Source organism: Bacillus sp. OTU2372 (assembly GCF_038440275.1).
GTDB lineage: Bacteria > Bacillota > Bacilli > Bacillales > Cytobacillaceae > Neobacillus > Neobacillus bataviensis_B.
In genome coordinates this window covers 1-19,419 of sequence record NZ_JASATK010000017.1, presented here as the reverse complement: position 1 = coordinate 19,419, position 19,419 = coordinate 1, and the positions used below count along the sequence as shown (strand labels likewise).

The following is a 19,419-nucleotide window of genomic DNA, read 5'->3' as shown; positions in this document are numbered from 1 at the left end:
TAGATTATTTCGGAAAGGATAAAAATGGTGAAAAATTACTCAGGAAAATTCGAGATATTTTATTATATTTCAACATTAGCCAATTCATATACTCCTGCAAAGACCATTTACGTTTGTGCGCCTGATCGAGATGCTCAATCATATGAGTCTGTTGAAAAATTTGCCATTAACTCCGGCTGGCTTGAATTAGCTGAACATGATGGTGCAGTTCTAGTTATGCCTATTGCAAAAAATGGTTGGCAAGCACAGAGCCCAACAATGATTGCGGAATTTTATAATGAAACCAGGAAAAACTTTAAATCAAAAAATGATAAAAGTATACCTGGACGAGATGGATTCGTCTGGTGTTGGGAAACGCTTGTCTATTTGGTGGGCTATGAGGAAGGTGCAGTGTTTGCCGGAAATGTTACTGTTACAAATCCAAACCGTTTTGCCGGTGTTGCTCTTGTTAACGGTGTACCAAACGACTATATAGCCCAATCGAACCCTTCTGACCATTGGCTTGTTCGAAACGTTAGTTCCGTTTATTATAAGAAAAATCATGATATTCCTGTTTGCCTTTGGATGTTTGGTCAAAACGAAAATTTCACAAAAGAGGCACTTGAGTATTTTTCTGTGTGTAACCAAATCACGGCTCCTGCCGAGGTAGTTGATTATGAAGGCATAAGTACAAAGGTTTATAAAAATTCAACTGAAGAAGCTGTTCAAATTAGAGTTTCTATTGGAGAGTTTGAGGCTACGCCAGAACTCGGCCAGACAATTATGAATCAATTTTTCAACAAATTTATTCGCTGGAAGAATGCTCCGGATGGCACTTTAAAACCAATTCTTAGCAAGGATGACTTCAACCGGTCCAATCGCTTTGCACATGACTCGGTAACGGTTAACAATAATCAGTACGATTTTTTCACTTATCTTCCTGAAGGAATGCGGGCGAAAGAGGTTGCCGGTCTTCCGGTTGTATTTAGTCTTCACGGTAGAGGAGAACCTTCCTGGATTTTTTCTACCAAGAATGGCTGGGATAAGCTTGCTGATGAAACGAAGAAATTTATCTTAGTGTTGGTCGATTCACCCCTAAACATATGGTTGCTTGATAGAGATGGGGAAGTATTTGGCCATATTATAGAAAAGCTTTATCAATCCTATTTAATAGACAAAACTAGAGTCTATCTTACTGGGTTCTCTAATGGGGGTATGATCACTCGTCAGGTTGGGAATCAACATCCGGAACTTTTTGCGGCAATTTCTCCGTGGAGTGCACCTTTTGCCGATAGTTTTGAAGAATTAATATCTAGCGGCTATGAGCTCCCCTGTTCTATTTTTACAGGTGATAATGACGAAAAAGTCCCTTTATGGGATAATTTAGACAGTTTGCTAGAGAATATGCTTAAAGTAAACAATTGCAATATAATAGAAACTAAACCCCGTATTCATATGAGATATATCCCAGATGGGGAGTACAATAGTGATAACTATTACACTCAGAAAAACAAATATACGGAAGGTGACCGTTTCCAGACATTTTTTTATAAAAACTCTGATGGTCAGGTAAGAGTTTGCTTTACACTCATGAAAGACATGCCACACGGTGCTATTTATGACCAAAGCCGTGCTGCATGGGCATTTTTGAAGCGTTTTAGCCGTCCGGAAGGTTCAAAAAAAGTCATTGATGCGGGGTAATAAAAGTTTATGCAACTAGAACAAACATCGAAAAAAGTTTGGACAAGCTGACACTAATTAATTTACAGAAAGAGGTTTTTAATAAATGGAGACAGAAGTAATTGTAACAATATTAAAAATCATCATGATTGATATCATTCTATCAGGTGATAATGCAGTAGTAATTGCCATGGCAACAAGATCATTGCCTAAAAATTTACAAAATAAAGCGATCTTCTGTGGTACGGCATTTGCTGTTATTTTCCGTATTATCCTTGCTGCGGTTGTTCTGATGATTATGGGAATCCCATACATTCATGTTGTTGCTGGTTTATTGCTGGCATATATCGCATGGGGAGTACTGGACCAAGGTAAAGAGGAAGATACTCACATAAAGAGTCATAACACTATTTGGAAAGCAGTTGTTACTATTGCCGTTGCCGATTTAACCATGAGTTTGGACAATGTTGTTGCCGTTGCCGGGGCTGCAGGTGGTCATATGGGTCTATTAATTGCTGGGATTGCCATAAGTATTCCACTTATGATCATTGGTTCTAAATTTCTTGTTTACTTGATGGATAAATATCCTATCATTATCTATATTGGGGCTGGTATTCTTACTTGGACAGCTGCAGACATGATTTTAAAAGATAAAAGTTTAAATCGTTTGGTTGATCTTCCACATGGGGCAATGTCCTATGCCATTCTAGCTATCGTAACCATCTTGTTACTTGTAGCGGGTTATGTTAAAAACCAAAAGAATGCAAGAAAAGTTAAAGAAGGACAAGCAGCCTAATTATTGAGGGAAAGAGTGAAATTTGACTCTTTCCCTTTCTTATTTCTCCATTCTTTAAGCGAACTTTGCTACCTTTTTAACAGGGTACTTTAAGTAAAGTATTTTTGTTTTGCCTACATATTCCACTTGAGTGTTTCATAATTAAACAGTTTAATGCGAATATTTTAATTTCGGTAACGTTTCCAATAGAAAAGTTTCAAAATGTAACGATAATTATAATTATCGTATTTTTTTAGGCAGAATATTAACCTATAATTCAAGTATAAAGTAGGTGGTGATCAAATGATAAGGGTACTTATAATGGCTGACGATTTTACGGGAGCACTTGATACTGGAGTCCAATTCTCTAATTATGGTGTGAATACTTTAGTGACCTCTGATTTGGATTTTGAATTTGGTGAAACTACAGATCAATTAGAAGTACTTGTCTTCAATACTGAAACAAGATATTTGAATAAACGTGACGCCTATGAAGTTATTAAGAAAATCTCCTTAAAAGCGAAAGAAGAAAATATTCCATATATATTTAAAAAAGTTGATTCAGCATTAAGAGGAAATGTTGCTTCTGAGTTAAGAGCTTTGAGTGATGTTTTCGAGGATGTAACCATTCCTTTTATTCCGGCGTATCCAGAACAAAATCGCTTTAGTTGTGAAGGAATATTACTTATTGATTCCATTCCAGTAAATGGAAGTGTTTTTGGACAAGATCCGTACGAACCAGTAACAGAAAGCCATATCCCATCTCTTCTACTTAAAGAAGCAGATTTAAAAACTTATATTACAAAGAAATATGAAATTCCTCCAAAGGAAGAAAGAATTTTGTTAATAGAAAGTCAATCTGATGAGGAGATGTTATCTCAAGGGAATGAGCTGTTATTGAATGATGCATTAAAGATAACGGTGGGGTGCGCTGGGTTTGCTAAAGCATTAGCAAATATAATCTATAAAAAAAGGGATACCACTAAAAACGATATGGAACTTCCATTATTGATTGTATGTGGAAGTGTAAATCCCGTAACAAAAAAGCAAGTTGTATTTGCGGAAGTGAATGGTTATGAAAGAATATCTTTAACGTTGGAGCAACTTTGGGATAAACAATATTGGGAAACAGAAAAAGGGCAAGAAAATATCCATCAATATTTAAAAATGGAACAACCTTTCATGTTTGAAACATTTGGGAATGTATCGAACGATCAAGTAGATCAACTACCTGATCAAGGAAATGAACTAAGATTTAGGATAGGACAGTCACTCGGATACCTAGTAAAGAATCTTATGTCAAATGGTATGAAAAGAACGATATTATTTACAGGTGGAGATACATTATATCAATCTATGAGAGTATTGGGGATTACTGAAATTAAACCTCTGAAAGAATTATTCCCAGGAATTGTTCTTGGACATATTGATTTTAAGGATGAAAAACATTATGTCATTACTAAATCTGGCGGATTTGGTGATGAAGACCTATTTATTAAATTAAATGCCTTGATTAAGGACAAAGGGGATGCACATTATGTTAAATCAATATAATTTAAAAATGCCGAAAAATATATTTGCAGGTTCAGATGCCATGCAAAACCTCCATACCATTATCAAAGATGGTGTGACAAAAATCACGATATTTACAGATAAAGGCATACTTAAAGTTGGATTGCTAAACGAAGTCATTAGTATTATAGAAAAGAATAATATCGAGTACGAAATCTTATCTGATATACCAACAGAGCCATCTTATATAGAAGCTCAAGAGGTTGTAGAACATTTTAAAGCACAGAACTCTGATTTTATCATTGGAGTTGGTGGCGGAAGTGTTATGGATATCGCTAAATTAGCATCCGTGTTATCTACTGATGATTATACTGTAAAAGATTTACTAGAGGATCCGTTAGTAGCTAAAAAACAAGTGACAACATTAATGATTCCTACCACAGCTGGTACAGGATCAGAAGCAACTCCTAATAGCATTGTAGGTGTACCTGAAAAGAATTTAAAGGTTGGTATTGTAAATGGTGAATTAATTGCGGACCATGTTATTTTAGATAGCAGCATGATAAAAAATTTACCTAAGCCTATTGCAGCAGCAACAGGTATTGATGCTCTAGCACACGCTATTGAATGTTTTACTTCAAAAAAAGCGAACCCAATCAGTGATACCTTTGCACTAGAGGCATTAGATTTAATTATGAATAACATTATTGAAGCTTGCACAAATCCAGATGCACTTGAAGCGAAGCGTAATATGTTATTAGGTTCTTTCTATGCTGGGGTAGCAATTACATCTTCAGGGACTACCGCTGTTCATGCCTTGTCCTATCCTTTAGGTGGAAAGTATCACATTGCTCATGGTGTTTCTAACGCCATTCTTCTAACACCAGTTATGAAGTTTAATGAGCCAGTTATTAAAGACCTCTTAGCTAAAGCCTATGATCGAGTGGTTAAGGAAAATAATGAAGAATTAACTGTAAATGAAAAATCGAAATATATCATTGATTTAATAGAAAATATTGTGAAAACACTTGAAATTCCAACTAGCTTAAAAACTTTCAATGTGCCGGAGGAAGATCTTGAAGGATTAGTCGAGGCTGGAATGGAAGTTCAAAGATTACTAGTGAATAATAGGAGAGAAGTAACACCAGAAGATGCTCGTAAAATTTATCAAGAAATTATGTAGGAGTGAATAGTGTGCAAAACAAATTACAAGGAATTATTTCACCAATTGTTACACCCATGTATGACAATGAAGAAGTTAACTATGAAGAACTCGTAAATCAGGTGAATCGAGTTATTGAGAATGGTGTTCATGGTATTTTTACGTTCGGTACGAATGGTGAAGGTTATATTTTAAGTGAAGAAGAAAAAGTGAAAATCATGGAAACAGTAGTTGATACAGTGGCAGGAAGGGTTCCAGTTTATGCATCCACAGGATTAGTTGGAACACAAGATACCATTCGCTTGTCTCTAGAAGCAAAGCGTGTGGGTGTAGACTACTTATCAATCATTACACCCTATTTTGCAACAGCCACTCAAGAAGAGATTTATCATCATTTTAAAACAGTTGCTGAAGCGGTGGATATGCCCATTGTTTTATACAATATTCCAGCTAGAACGGGTAATTCTATTCAACCTGCGACTGTTGAAAAACTAAGTCACATTGACAATATTGTTGGTGTCAAAGATAGCAGTGGAAACTTTGATAATATCCTTCAATATATTGAAAGAACAAGAAATAGAGAAGATTTTTCTGTGCTATCAGGTAATGATTCATTAATATTATGGACGTTACTTGCTGGGGGAACTGGCGGAATTGCAGGATGTTCTAATGTTTATCCATTTACTATGGCACAAATATACGATCAATTTATTAATGGTCATATTGAAGAAGCTCGTAAATATCAAGATTCTATCAGAAGTTTCAGAGATTGTTTTAAGTTTGCGAATCCAAATACTGTGGTAAAAACGGCTGTTGAACTACTAGGCTATCCGGTAGGGAAGTGCCGTGCACCATTTAATCAAGTGTCAGATGAAGGAATTACAGCATTAAAATCAGTATTAAATGAAAATATTGAATTAGGAATGAAGTAGTTAGGAGGACATTATGAAAAAAATTATCGGGATAACAATGGGTGACCCTGCAGGTATCGGACCTGAAATTTCAATCAAAGCTTTTCAAAAGAAAGGCTTATATGAAAAATGTAACCCCTTACTAATTGGAGATAAAAGTATTGTCGAGAGCTATTTAGAGAAATTCCCAGAGATTAATTTGAAAGTAAATGCCATTACTACACCGGAAGATGGATTGTATGAATGGGGAACAATGGATGTCATTGACTTAGCTTCTGTAGATGCAAATGAATTACAGATTGGTGAAGTGTCTAAAGAGGCTGGAAATGCGGCATATCTCTATGTGGAAAAAGTCATTCAATTAGCCCTTGAAGGGAAAGTAGATGCCACCGTTACGAATCCATTAAATAAAGAAGCGTTAAACTTAGCAGGACATCACTTTGCAGGTCATACTGAAATTTATGGACAGCTTACAAATACGAATAAATTTTCTATGATGTTAGCTGATGGTGATTTAAGGGTGGTTCACGTTTCAACGCATGTTTCTTTAAGACATGCCTGCGATTTAGTTAAAAAAGAGAGAGTATTAGATGTAATAAACATTGCTCATCATGCTTGTTTAAACTTGGGTATCGAAAATCCAAGGATTGCTGTGGCGGGATTAAATCCACATTGTGGAGAAAACGGATTGTTTGGTACGGAAGAAATTGATGAGATCATCCCTGCTATTGAAGTAGCTAAAAGTGAAGGGATTAATGTATTCGGACCTTTACCTGCAGATACTGTTTTCTCAAAAGCTCGTGGTGGAATGTATGATATCGTTGTGGTAATGTACCATGACCAAGGACATATTCCATTAAAACTTTTAGGGTTTGTATTTGATAAAGAAGAAAATAAATGGAAAGAGGTTTCTGGAGTAAATATTACATTGGGATTACCAATTATCCGAACCTCAGTTGATCATGGAACAGCATTCGACCAAGCAGGTAAGATGACTGCGAGTGAACTTAGTCTTGAAAATGCAATTGATTACGCGGTACAGCTAGCAAATAATGCTAATTAAGAAACGAAGTGAATTGTGTGATAATAGATTTAATAGAAAATTTAGATGAATATAGATCATTAAATCCAAAATTCGCCAACGGTTTAGAGAAATTAAACGAAGTCGAAATAGATTATACTAAGCGATTTGATTTTGATGGTGGTTATTTGTTCTTTCAGGAAGGAACTACGAATCCTATAGATGAAGGAACCTTTGAAGCACATAAAAAATATATGGATATTCAAATTGTTTTGGACGGATCGGAATACGTAGCCTGGACCCCCATTAATCAATTAGTAGTAGATGTAGAATATAATGCGGAAAAGGATGTAGTTCGATTAAACGGTAGTCCGAAAGAAATCATGAAAATCAATAAAGGTATGGCCTATATTTGTCTGCCTCACGATGGACATAAAGCGTTAAAACATATAAATCAAGCGACGAAATATAAGAAAGCGGTAATTAAGATAGAAATTTAATGAGAAAGATAGGGTGATTAGGTGATTAGTATGAGTAACAATAAATTAGTCATTAACAGGTCGATTCCAAACGGTAAATTAGTTCATGATGATTATACAAATATTGATTTTTCTTTAATTCCATCTGGTCCTTTTTCAACCGCACATGCACCAACTATTATTAAGTTAGAAGATGGAGATTTATTATGTGCATGGTTTGCAGGTTCATTTGAAGGTAGTCCAGATATTTCCATTGTATTATCAAAATTTAATCATGAAACTCAAGAGTGGAATGAACCGACAATTGTCTCGCAGGATGATACTCGTAGTGAGCAAAACCCATCATTCTTCCAAGCACCTGATAAATCAATATGGTTAATCTATACTTCTCAGGAAGGTCGACAACCAGGTAAAGATAATATGCAGTTTACGTCCATTATTAAATATCAGAAGACATACGACAATGGTGAAAATTGGACAGAGCCGGAAGTATTATTTAGCCAGCCTGGTACATTCGTTCGACAAGCTATTCAAGTATTAAGTAATGGAAGATGGATATTTAGCACGTGGGTATGTGAAGATTCAGAATTAGGTCTTACAAACGATCCTACCGTATTTCAAGTATCAGATGATGAAGGACTAACGTGGAAAGAAGTACGCATGCCTGATAGTAACGGACGAGTACATGCCAATGTTATCGAATTAGAAGATGGTCATTTAGTTGCATTTATGAGAAGTAGATTTGCGGATTATATTTATAGAAGTGAGTCAAAAGATTTTGGAGATTCTTGGACAGTGCCTGAGCCAACAATCTTACCAAATAATAATGCGAGTATAAGTGCAATCAAATTAGATAACGGTGCTATTGCTATTGCTTATAATGCGAACGCTGCCAATAATCCACAAAAAGGTAAGGTTGCATGGCCTGGATTAAGAAATCCCGTAGTGGTTTCAGTGTCTGAAGATGGCGGAAATACTTGGCCAATCGGTCGAATTATTGAACACGCAGAAGGTTTCATTGGAGCAGAGAATAAAACGAATAATTCACAATTTGAATATCCTACTATTTATCAAGATGCCCAAGGACGCTTACATTTAGTATACGCATATAAGAATAGAATATGTGTAAAATATAATAGTTTTTCAGTTGAAGATATATATGGTGAAAAACGTGAAAATGAAGGGGTTTACAATCCTACATCTGGAGAAATAAGTTAGATATTAAATTTATCACATCATTATAGTTTGATAGGCTTTGGTATCAAACCCAAGTTAAAAAATGTCCAGTTAACTTGGTTATTAAGAGAGGAGAAGTAAAAAATGACATTGCATATGATTCTTGCCCTGGGTATCTTGATCCTGATGATTGGATTGATTATGTCAGACAAGATGGCCTTCGGCGCACCACCAGTCCTGGCCTGTCTTCTGCTAGTAGTTACCGGTTTGTCTACTGTTCAGGAGGCCTTCGCAGGCTTCGTGAACCCAAGTGTTATCATGATCGCTGGCTTTATGGTTGTTATGGCGGGACTAATGAAGACGAGCTTGATTGGTAAGGTCCAGTCCTCAATGCTTGCTTTGGTAAATAAGGGCGGTTATAAGAGCTATGCTCTTTTGCTCGTGGTAGTTATGCTTGGTGCCAGTTTACCAGGTGCCGGTGCCACTGGTTACTATGTACTTATTCTATCTTTGATATCTACTATTCCTTACAATAAAAAAATGCCTACGTCCAAACTGATGATGCCTTTGGGATTTGCTACTAACCACCCATTGATTCCTTTCAATGTAGCACTCTTCTATGGTGTTACTGTCAGCGTACTAGAAACGGCAGGTTATCACGACGGGCTTTCAATGACGAAATTTGCTGTAGTGAATTTCATCCTGGCTCTTGGTTTCTTAGTATGGAGTTTGGTTGCTTATCGTCTTCTGCCGGATCATCCAATTTCGGAATCTTCTGCAATGGATGAAGTGGCAGCTACGGCTGAGATTGTGGCTATGCCTGCATGGAAAGAAAGCTTAACCATCGCTTTATTTGCCCTTAGTGTTGTCGGTATGATGCTTATGAACGTATTGGGCAATGCTTCTTATGTAATCCCTGGCCTTGCAGGAGCAATTCTACTAATGATCAACGTACTTGATTTCAAGGAAGTTCGTGATAATATGGGTGCCCCTGTCATCCTTATGATGGCTGGTGTTATCGGCGTTGCTGACGCTCTGGCTAACTCTGGATTTACAGCTATGATCGGAAAGGTTGTAGCGCATTCATTAGGTACGAATATCAGTCCATTCATTCTTATCTTGATTTTCGCACTTCTAACTAGCACCTGTGCTACTTTTACTGGTTCAAATATGGGTTCTGTATTCATCTTTGCGCCAATTGCTATTACAACCAGCCTTAGTTTGGGACTTAATCCTGTTGCTGCCGCAGTTGCAGTTGTAGTATCTGGATGGAACGGCGGGTACATGCCAATCGATGGTATGCCTGCTATGATTTTAGGTATGGGTAAATATAAGCTTCCACAGTTCTGGTTGTTCTCAGTACCTATGTACCTGATCCGTATTATTGCACTGTGTGTAGGTGCTATTCTTATTTTCCCTGTAAACTGATAAAGTGATAGAAGGATAACCATGAAATTTTAAATCCACAAAAACTTCAAAAGTCTGATGTAATGTTATTGTAAATAGCCAAATATGTATAATTTGGTTGGCTGTTAGGTTCTTATTTGTTTTAAAGGCAATGATATTAAATATGATGATTGCAATAATAAGTCCGATCATAACGTTCGCTCTCAGGAAGAGAAAAAATGGGTGTTATAAATTACCAGTATTTTCTGTTGTACAATTTTGGTAACGCTCTCAGGAAGAGGGAAAATGGGTGTTATAAATTACCAGTATTTTTCTGTAGTACCTCCGTTCGTAAAAGTACACTTAAACAGACTATTATTAGAAGAGGATACTATATCCAAATAAGGGCGTAGATCCTCTTTTTTCATACATAATAGAATGTATAATCAGATATTGAAAGTATGGTCAATATGTATATTATGTTTGATTTTAGTTAGGGGACATAGACCATAGCGGGAGGCGAAGTGAGGTCGGAGACCGATCGTGAAATATATTGATACTATATGGTATTTTGAGTTATGTATTTGACAAGAAAGAACGAAGGGAGATCCGAACCCTCAAAGGTTATCAATTTCAGGAGCGTCAAACTTTTGGGAGAAAAGGGTTTAGATTGTGAAACATCAAAATTCAAAATATTTTTTATTTTTTTAAAATTCAATTGACAAATCGAATTGACTGGTTTTATATTATAAATAATTAAATAATAATATGCGATGATTGGAAATAGTAAAAGGATTTAAAAGCTATTCAGAGAGCCGATGGTTGGTGAGAATCGGTAGTTATTGCCTTTGAACTCTTCCAAGAGCTACTCCCTGAACATTAAAAGTAGGGGATGTCGGTTTTCTACCGTTATGTAGATAGGTGGTAATAGCTGCCGAAAAAAATGAGTGGGTTAATTATGTAATGATTAATCAATTAGAGTGGTACCGCGAGCAATGCCTCGTCTCTATTTTCTAAAGAGACGGGGCTTTTTTTATACATTAATAAAAAAGGAGTGTTTTTGAAAATGACAAGAAAAATTTGGATGTTTGACACAACATTAAGAGATGGCGAGCAAGTTCCAGGGGCTAAGCTGAACCTGTATGAAAAACTAGAAGTTGCACACCAATTAAAGAAGCTGCAAGTCGATATAATCGAAGCTGGTTTTCCATCGTCTTCAGTGGGTGATTTTAATGCTGTGAAAGAAATTGCCATGAAAGTAGGAAATACAGACGATATTATCATCACTGCGTTAGCAAGAGCAGTAGAGGCTGATATCGATGCTGTTTATAATAGTATAAAATATGCTGAGAAACCGTTAATCCATATAGTTTTAGGCGCTTCAGACATTCATGTGGATAAGAAATTTGGGAAATCAAAAAGTCAAATTTTAGATATCGGTGTTGATGCAGTAAAGTATGCAAAAAAATTTCTATCAGATGTACAGTATTCATTAGAGGATGCGACTCGCTCCGATTTTGAATATTTATGGGCAACGATTGAAGCTGTTGTAAAGGCAGGGGCTACCATTATTAATGTGCCCGATACAGTTGGATATGCCGAGCCGGAAGAGTATGGTGAATTAATCTTTAAAATAAATGATCGTTTGAAAAAATTGAATGATAAAGTTCTTTTAAGTGTCCATTGTCATAATGATCTTGGTATGGCAACTGCTAATACTTTAGCTGCAATTAAAAATGGTGCAGATAAAGTTGAATGTACGATTAATGGCATTGGTGAACGTGCAGGTAATGCTGCACTTGAAGAGGTTGTAATGGCAATTAAAACGCGCTCATCAGTTTATAACGCTTACACAAATGTTCCATTGATCGGCATGGAAATATCAAGGAAAGGTTGAGTGATAAATCCGTAGCACTCATATTAAAGAAATATATCGGGGAACTTGGTATGGATGTAAAGGACTTTGCAGCACATAGTTTGAGAAGTGGGCTGTCGACAAGTGCAGCCATGATGGGGATGACTGAGATTGCAATTATGAAACAAACAGGTCATAAAACCAGGGAGATGGTTGATCGCTACGTTCAGGCAGGTTTACGATATAAAAACAATGCGAGCAGTATTTTAAAGAATTTATAAATTACAATTTTTAGTGTGTTGGAGATTTGCATTTAAACGAAATTATCTTTCCCATGACGTACAACTACTCATCTAATTTCGTTCTGTATAAATTTTCAGAACTATTAGAGATGTGTAAGTCAGGTGTGTCCTCCACAGTCTTCAAAACTGCTTGAGACCTGCGTGCCAGGTCTGGTGGGTTCGATTCCCACGCAGTCCCGCCAACCAAACTCAATGATATCAAGGGTTTCAGCTGATTTTTGTAAGTGTTTTTTTAAAGTTGAACCTATGATTTAAGAGTGAAAAGTCACCAGTATTTTTTCTAAAAATTACATAGCACTAGTGCGACTGATTTAATGTGTACTAGTGTGTCAAATCCACCAAACTCTGAATGAATGGTGGATTTTTTTATGCAATCTGTTACAAAAACTAATTGGATAAGAATATTGTTTGGTCTTTATAGCTTCAATAATGATATTTATTAAACATTAAAATATATGACAAATCGTACTTTTGGACTGTCCAATTGTACGATTTTTTTATGTTTCTTCTCCACTGAAGATGTTAAGAGGTATGAAGTTACTTACCCTGTAGTTGATAGGAAATCCACAGACCTAAATAAATATTGTAAAGATTTTATAATATTAACAAAAAAATTGAAATACAAATATCTCGTTTTTTGAAAAAATATTAATATGTTAGAGCAAATGTAGTAAGAGGTTTATTCAATGAAATATAAATCAATCAGACCAAGTCATGGTAATTGGTTCGATAATTCAAATGGTATTTTACTAAATATATTTTGAAAGTAGGATGGTAACATGACAAAATCTTTAGAAGGAAAAGTCGCAATTGTAACTGGTTCTGGACAGGGAGTCGGTCGAGGCATTGCTCTTTTTATGGCACGTGAAGGTGCTAAGGTCATCACGAATAATCGAAAACCCAAAAGTCCCAATACCATTTCTGTAAACGAGACATTTCGTTCGCTAGGTGTAAAAGGTACTCCCGAGTTTAACGCGGAGGAAATGAAAAAGATACTCGAACTTAGAGGCGATGCAGAAAGTACTGCACAGGAAATTATGATGGAAGGTGGAGAAGCAACTCCTTTCTATGGAGATGTTTCTGATTTTGAAACCGCTGGCAAAATGGTCCAACTAGCTATTGAAAAATATGGTCGGATTGACATCGTAGTTAACAATGCGGCTGGGATGGGATTCGGTCCTTTCGTAGAGATGAAAGAATCCGATTGGGATTATCAGACAGTTTCCAAGCTCAAGGGTGCTTACAATCTGATGTCCCATGCTATCCCCCATATGATAAAACAGGGCTTTGGGCGAATTCTCAATTGTGCCTCAGACGCATGGACGGGAATTGCCAACCTCAGTGCCTATAGTGCTGCAAATGCCGGCATTGTCGGACTTACTAAATCCACTGCAAAGGAACTTGATCGGTTTGGCATTACCGTAAACGCTTATTGCCCCCAGGCTGCTTCACCCGGTCACATGAGTTTCAAAGCAACTCTCAGAACGATGATGGAGGAAAATGGAATAAAGATGGATCCGAACGATAATCGTGTGGAAGAATCCGAGAAGGAACATGGTCCCGCGGAAAACGTTGCTCCTTTCTTAGCATATCTCTGCACAGAACAGGCCTCCTACGTAAACGGAGCGGTATTCACTGTTACTGGCGGTGGTCGAATTTCTCTTTATTCTGATCCTAAAATTATCAAAGAAATTAAAAAGGCAGATGAGCCTTGGACTGTGAATGAATTGATCAGCCAGATACCTGAAACGCTGTTGAAAGATTATGTTTCTATAGGAAAGGACAGGGAATTTTAACTATGCAAATGAACGAATTGAAAATATATGATGTAACCTGTGAATATAGAAAAAATCCACTCGGTTTGGATGTGAAAAAACCTCGACTCAGCTGGAAAATTCATTCAGACCGCCGTGGAACGACTCAACTGGCTTATCAGCTCCAAGTTTCTTTAAAATTAGATTTTGAAACACCTTTATGGGATACAGGATATTTAGAGTCGGAGCAATCCCTTCACATTGTTTACGAAGGACCCGGGCTGAAATCCGGTACTAGATATTATTACCGTGTAAAGGTTTGGGACCATTTTGGCCGACAATCCAATTGGAGTGATATTGCTTGGTGGGAAACCGCCCTTTTTGAAAGGAGTGAGTGGAAGGCGGAGTGGATTACACCAAATCCACAGGAGCTAGATCCAGATTCAGAACCTGCCTTTCTGCTAAGGAAAGAATTTGATCTAAAAGATGGAATTGAATCAGCTCGTATCTATGTCACAGGTGTCGGACTATACGAGCTTTATTTAAATGGAATGCGAGTGGGAGAAGATTTACTTACACCAGGTTGGACAAGTTATAGTAAAAGAATTCAATATCAAACCTATGATGTAACATCCCTACTTACAAGCAGTTCAAATGCATTCGGAGCCATGTTAGCAGACGGCTGGTACAAAGGAGATCTCTCTTGGGATTGCACACGAAATAATTACGGCACAAAGCGAGGAATAATACTTCAATTGAAAATCCGATATGACGACGGAACAGAAGAGGTTATCGGAACGGATCAAACCTGGAAGACTTCCACAGGTCCGATTCTGTATTCCGAGCTATATCATGGAGAAACATATGATGCACGATTGGAACAAATGGGTTGGAGCAAACCTGGTTTCAATGATTCCAAATGGAAGGGTTCGGATCTTCTTGATCTTCCATTGGAGAATTTGGTTGCTCAGGAAAACAATCCTACACGAGTAACAGAAACAATTAAGCCGCAAGCAGTGTTAACTACACCAGCAGGCGATACCGTTTTAGATATGGGCAAAAATATGGTGGGCCGCATTCGATTTACCGTCAATGCACCGGCGGGGACCAAAATCATATTAAAGCATGCAGAAATACTCGATAAGGATGGCAATATTTACTTCGGCAACCTTAGGTCGGCCAAGCAAACCGTCGAGTATATCACGAAAGGCGAAGGGATGGAGAGTTATGCACCCGCTTTCACCTTCCAAGGATTCCGTTATGTGAAAATAGAAGGTTATCCTGGCCAGGATAACGGCCTGGATCTCGCCCATTTTGTTGGCGAAGTCATTCATACCGACATGGTGCAAACAGGTAACTTTGAGACTTCGAATCCCATGGTCAATCAACTGCAGCAGAATATTAAATGGGGACAGCGAGGCAACTTTGTGGATGTCCCGACCGATTGTCCACAGCGTGATGAGAGGTTAGGTTGGACTGGGGATGCGCAAGTATTCATTCGTACAGCATTGTTCAATTATCATGGCGGCCCATTTTTCACCAAATGGCTCCTTGATTTAAAGGCAGACCAACTCCCGAATGGGGGAGTTCCTTCCGTGATCCCAAATGTGGTTGATGGCGATTCATCTGCTGCTTGGGGAGATGCAGCTGTTATTTGTCCTTGGACGGTATACCTTATTTATGGTGATACTAGGATTCTCGAAGAACAATATCCTAGCATGCAAGCTTGGGTAGAATACATCCGTGCCCAAGGGGAAAATGAGGTTGCTTGGAATACCGGCTTCCATTTCGGAGATTGGCTTGGGCTGGACTCCAAAGAAGACAGTTATTTTGGTGCTACACCGGATGAACTAATCGCTACTGCCTTTTATGCTCACTCAACCCGACTTTTACGTGACACAGCAAAAGTTCTAAACAAAGGGGACGATGTAAAGCGGTATGATGAACTATTCAAACGGATAAAAAAATACTTTAACGATGAGTTTATCACTCCGTTAGGAAGATTGGCCATTACAACACAAACGGCGCATGTGCTTACCCTCATGTTTGATCTTGTAGACGAAAACATAAGAGAGAGAATAGCCTATGACTTAAATAAACTTGTTCTAGAAAATGACTATCATTTAACAACAGGATTTGTTGGAACACCTTATTTAAACCTGGTTCTTTCGAATAACGGCTATCATGAAACGGCTGTGAAGTTACTCTTGCAAGAAACCTATCCATCATGGTTATATTCTGTTACCAAGGGGGCAACCACCATCTGGGAGCATTGGGATGGTATTAAAGAAGATGGGTCATTCTGGAGTGATGATATGAATTCGTTCAATCATTACGCCTATGGGGCCATTGGAGACTGGATGTACAGAGTAGTGGCAGGGTTAGACATGGATGAGTCTGAGCCGGCTTATAAACGGATTCGTATTCAACCTAGGATAGGTGGTAAAGAACTAACTTATGCAAGTACCGCACATGAATCGATGTATGGACGTATTGTCTCTGCGTGGAATATCACACATGAGGAAGTAACCGTAGAAATAGAAATTCCGGTAAATACGACCGCACAGGTGATCTTGCCATTTGCAGAAAAAGGGGATGTCAAAGAAAACGGTATAGGCTTAACAAAAGCGGATGGTATTTTTGATATTAACCAGACAGAGAAGGGTGTATCACTTGTTATAGGATCCGGTAACTACCGTTTCACTTACAAGAATAAACGTGGGTTTAAGACGATTTATTCTTCAAATACTAGATTAATGGACCTGCTTGCACAGGAGGAAACAACGAAGATTTTAGAAACGTATGTACCCGGAATCTCTAATCCTCATGGGCAGCTAATCCGGTTAAAAGCCGAGCCTATTCAAAAGCTATTGTACCATCCGCTATCGAAGTTAACGGAAGATCGATTACATGCGCTTGTGGATGAGTTAAATGCACTTGAGAGAGAATTAGATACTGTTGGCCAATAAATGGAGAGTAGTAGATTGCGAATACAAGCATAGAAAGGGATCGTGTGTAATGAATCGGAATATAAGCGACATAATCGGCAAAATGACACTGGAGGAAAAGGCTAGTTTATGTTCAGGACTTGAATTTTGGCGATTGCAAGGAATTGAACGCCTGGGGATTCCGTCCATTATGGTTACGGATGGCCCTCACGGACTCCGTAAACAAGAGGGGAGTTCAGACCATTTAGGAATCTATGACAGCGTGCCTGCCACGTGCTTCCCATCTGCTGCTGGTATGGCTAGTTCCTGGAACAGGGAATTGATAAATAAAGTTGGTGTTGCCCTAGGTGAGGAATGTCAGGCTGAAGATGTAGCTATTCTTCTTGGTCCTGGTGCAAACATTAAACGGTCTCCTCTTTGCGGAAGAAACTTTGAATATTTCTCTGAAGACCCATATCTTTCGTCAGAAATGGCAGCTAATCATATTAAGGGTGTCCAGAGTCAAGGCATAGGGACTTCTTTGAAACACTTTGCAGCTAATAACCAGGAATATCGTAGAATGACAACAGATGTTGTTATTGACGAAAGGACACTCCGTGAAATTTATCTTGCAAGCTTTGAAGGCCCTGTTAAGCAGGCAAAACCATGGACATTGATGGCTGCTTACAACAAGGTGAATGGAGAATACGCTTCAGAGAATGAGTATCTATTAAAAGATATTTTAAAAGATGAATGGGGATTTGAAGGCATTGTCGTTTCGGATTGGGGAGCGGTAAACGAACGTGAAAAAGCCCTAAATAACGGACTAGAGCTTGAAATGCCTGCTAACAGTGTAGGTGACCAAAAAATTGTAAATGCTGTAAAAAGTGGTCAAGTTTCAGAAGAAGAATTGGACAAAGCAGTGGAGAGATTGCTTACAATCATCTTTAAAGCAGTTGATCATAAAAAAGAAAATGCGACATACAGTCGTGAAGCCCATCATCACCTGGCAAGGGAAGTTGCTAGAGAAAGTATGGTCCTTCTCAAAAATGAAGACCATATTCTTCCGCTAAAAAGAGAAGGGACCATTGCGGTTATTGGAGAATTTGTCAAGAAACCTCGATTCCAGGGTGGAGGCAGCTCGCATATCGTCCCTACAAAACTGGATAATATTTTGGATGAAATTGAATCTATTTCTGGCAATGCGAATGTAATCTATTCACAAGGTTATAATCTAGACAGCGATACAGTAAACGAAAAATTAATGAACGAGGCAAAAGAAGTGGCAGCAGGGGCAGATACTGCCGTACTTTTTGTTGGCCTTCCTGAAAGCTATGAATCTGAGGGATATGATCGTGAGCATTTACGTCTACCTGAAAACCATGTTCAATTAATAGAAGCGATTGCAAAAGTCAATCAGAACATAGTAGTTGTATTAAGCAATGGTGCTCCTGTTATCATGCCTTGGATCAATCATGTGAAAGGATTACTTGAGGGCTATTTAGGTGGTCAGGCACTAGGAGGGGCAATCGCCGATTTGCTTTTTGGCGATGCAAATCCAAGCGGAAAATTAGCGGAAACTTTTCCGCAGAAGTTAAGCGATAACCCATCATTTTTAAACTTTCCTGGTGATGGGGACAAAGTTGAATATAAAGAAGGTATTTTCGTTGGATACCGCTACTACGACAAAAAAGAAATTGAGCCGTTATTTCCATTTGGTTATGGATTAAGTTATACAAACTTTGAATATAGCAATCTTATTCTAGATAAAAAGGAACTAAAAGATACAGAAAAGGTGAGTGTAAGTCTAATCGTAAAAAATAGTGGCAGTGTACCGGGAAAAGAGATTGTTCAACTTTATGTAAAAGACGTAGCAAGTACAGTGAGCAGGCCTGAAAAAGAGTTAAAAGGATTTGAAAAAGTTGAATTACAACCTGGAGAACAAAAAACGGTTACCTTCGTGTTAGATAAACGGTCATTTGCTTACTATAACGTTCATTTGAGGGATTGGCATGTCGAGACGGGAGAATTTGAAGTCCTAATCGGAAAGTCCTCGCGAGAAATTGTTTTATCTGAAAAGATCCAGGTTCAATCTTCCGTACTTGTTCAAAAGCCAGTTGATCGAAATACTACCCTTGGAGAAATATTCGCTAACCCTGTTTTATCAGAAATTGCCAAACAGTTTGTTGGAAAATTGAGCCAAACTAGCGAGAAACAAAATGCGTCTGCAAACGATGATGAAGCAAAAATGAATAACGCGATGGTGGAAAGTGTACCTTTAAGAGCCATTGTGAATTATAGCCAGGGGAAATTTACGGAAGAAATGCTTGCAGGTATGATTCAGCTTTTAAATGATCAACAAGGAAAAGTGACAGTAATTTAAACATTTACTGCCTTCTTGAAATAGTTAAATGCAAAACAGCACTGGATTTATATGAACTGACCTATTAAAATGAGACAACGAAAAAGCACCGATTATGCTGCCTGTACCCTAAACTCC

At 37.9% G+C, this 19,419-nt stretch carries 13 protein-coding genes, 1 pseudogene and 1 other annotated feature; all 14 genes and pseudogenes read left to right on the top strand.

Annotated features, from left to right (window positions below; all coding sequences use genetic code 11):
• The first annotated feature begins 24 nt into the window (after positions 1–24).
• Entirely contained in the window at positions 25–1,680 is a 1,656-nt protein-coding gene (locus AAHB15_RS21410; protein WP_342043279.1) for an alpha/beta hydrolase family esterase, read from the top strand.
• An 85-nt stretch (positions 1,681–1,765) separates the two neighbouring features.
• Positions 1,766–2,455, top strand: a complete 690-nt coding sequence (locus AAHB15_RS21405) for a TerC family protein (RefSeq protein WP_335574978.1) — start codon at positions 1,766–1,768, stop codon at positions 2,453–2,455.
• Between the two features lie 300 nt (positions 2,456–2,755).
• Entirely contained in the window at positions 2,756–3,988 is a 1,233-nt protein-coding gene (locus tag AAHB15_RS21400; RefSeq protein ID WP_335574992.1) for a four-carbon acid sugar kinase family protein, read from the top strand.
• The gene (locus AAHB15_RS21395) at positions 3,972–5,129 is read left to right on the top strand and encodes an iron-containing alcohol dehydrogenase (protein ID WP_342043278.1); all 1,158 of its coding nucleotides are present in this window, start codon (positions 3,972–3,974) and stop codon (positions 5,127–5,129) included. The genes AAHB15_RS21400 and AAHB15_RS21395 overlap by 17 nt, the downstream gene beginning before the upstream one ends.
• Positions 5,130–5,140: 11 nt before the next feature.
• Positions 5,141–6,040 carry a 4-hydroxy-tetrahydrodipicolinate synthase gene (gene dapA, locus AAHB15_RS21390; protein ID WP_335574980.1) on the top strand — a complete coding sequence of 300 codons (900 nt, stop codon included), beginning with the start codon at positions 5,141–5,143 and terminating at the stop codon, positions 6,038–6,040.
• A 13-nt stretch (positions 6,041–6,053) separates the two neighbouring features.
• The gene (gene pdxA, locus AAHB15_RS21385; RefSeq protein ID WP_335574981.1) at positions 6,054–7,082 is read left to right on the top strand and encodes a 4-hydroxythreonine-4-phosphate dehydrogenase PdxA; all 1,029 of its coding nucleotides are present in this window, start codon (positions 6,054–6,056) and stop codon (positions 7,080–7,082) included.
• A gap of 17 nt (positions 7,083–7,099) precedes the next feature.
• Positions 7,100–7,540: a YhcH/YjgK/YiaL family protein gene (locus AAHB15_RS21380; protein WP_335574982.1), complete on the top strand. Its 441-nt coding sequence runs from the start codon at positions 7,100–7,102 to the stop codon at positions 7,538–7,540.
• Positions 7,541–7,570: 30 nt separating this feature from the next.
• Positions 7,571–8,737: a sialidase family protein gene (locus AAHB15_RS21375; RefSeq protein WP_335574983.1), complete on the top strand. Its 1,167-nt coding sequence runs from the start codon at positions 7,571–7,573 to the stop codon at positions 8,735–8,737.
• Between the two features lie 102 nt (positions 8,738–8,839).
• Entirely contained in the window at positions 8,840–10,123 is a 1,284-nt protein-coding gene (locus AAHB15_RS21370; protein ID WP_335574984.1) for an SLC13 family permease, read from the top strand.
• A gap of 722 nt (positions 10,124–10,845) precedes the next feature.
• Positions 10,846–11,092 (top strand) — a binding site (T-box leader).
• Between the two features lie 55 nt (positions 11,093–11,147).
• Positions 11,148–11,942 (top strand): annotated as a pseudogene (locus AAHB15_RS21365) (2-isopropylmalate synthase); the annotation flags it as partial.
• Positions 11,943–11,974: 32 nt separating this feature from the next.
• A complete protein-coding gene (locus AAHB15_RS21360; RefSeq protein ID WP_335574985.1) occupies positions 11,975–12,217 on the top strand; it encodes a tyrosine-type recombinase/integrase in 243 nt (80 codons plus the stop codon).
• Positions 12,218–13,017: 800 nt separating this feature from the next.
• The gene (locus AAHB15_RS21355) at positions 13,018–14,034 is read left to right on the top strand and encodes an SDR family NAD(P)-dependent oxidoreductase (protein ID WP_335575159.1); all 1,017 of its coding nucleotides are present in this window, start codon (positions 13,018–13,020) and stop codon (positions 14,032–14,034) included.
• Between the two features lie 8 nt (positions 14,035–14,042).
• Complete coding sequence (locus tag AAHB15_RS21350) at positions 14,043–16,961, top strand: family 78 glycoside hydrolase catalytic domain (RefSeq protein ID WP_342043338.1); 2,919 nt, start codon at positions 14,043–14,045, stop codon at positions 16,959–16,961.
• Positions 16,962–17,010: 49 nt separating this feature from the next.
• On the top strand, positions 17,011–19,302 hold the full coding sequence (locus AAHB15_RS21345; protein WP_342043277.1) for a glycoside hydrolase family 3 C-terminal domain-containing protein: 2,292 nt from the start codon (positions 17,011–17,013) through the stop codon (positions 19,300–19,302).
• The last annotated feature ends 117 nt before the right edge of the window (positions 19,303–19,419 follow it).

Bases quoted from the DNA above. Each gene is read 5' to 3' on its own strand.
- AAHB15_RS21410 (WP_342043279.1), top strand. From the start codon at position 25: ATGGTGAAAAATTACTCAGGAAAATTCGAGATATTTTATTATATTTCA.
- AAHB15_RS21405 (WP_335574978.1), top strand. From the start codon at position 1,766: ATGGAGACAGAAGTAATTGTAACAATATTAAAAATCATCATGATTGAT.
- AAHB15_RS21400 (WP_335574992.1), top strand. From the start codon at position 2,756: ATGGCTGACGATTTTACGGGAGCACTTGATACTGGAGTCCAATTCTCT.
- AAHB15_RS21395 (WP_342043278.1), top strand. From the start codon at position 3,972: ATGTTAAATCAATATAATTTAAAAATGCCGAAAAATATATTTGCAGGT.
- pdxA (WP_335574981.1), top strand. From the start codon at position 6,054: ATGAAAAAAATTATCGGGATAACAATGGGTGACCCTGCAGGTATCGGA.
- AAHB15_RS21375 (WP_335574983.1), top strand. From the start codon at position 7,571: ATGAGTAACAATAAATTAGTCATTAACAGGTCGATTCCAAACGGTAAA.
- AAHB15_RS21370 (WP_335574984.1), top strand. From the start codon at position 8,840: ATGACATTGCATATGATTCTTGCCCTGGGTATCTTGATCCTGATGATT.
- AAHB15_RS21355 (WP_335575159.1), top strand. From the start codon at position 13,018: ATGACAAAATCTTTAGAAGGAAAAGTCGCAATTGTAACTGGTTCTGGA.
- AAHB15_RS21350 (WP_342043338.1), top strand. From the start codon at position 14,043: ATGAACGAATTGAAAATATATGATGTAACCTGTGAATATAGAAAAAAT.
- AAHB15_RS21345 (WP_342043277.1), top strand. From the start codon at position 17,011: ATGAATCGGAATATAAGCGACATAATCGGCAAAATGACACTGGAGGAA.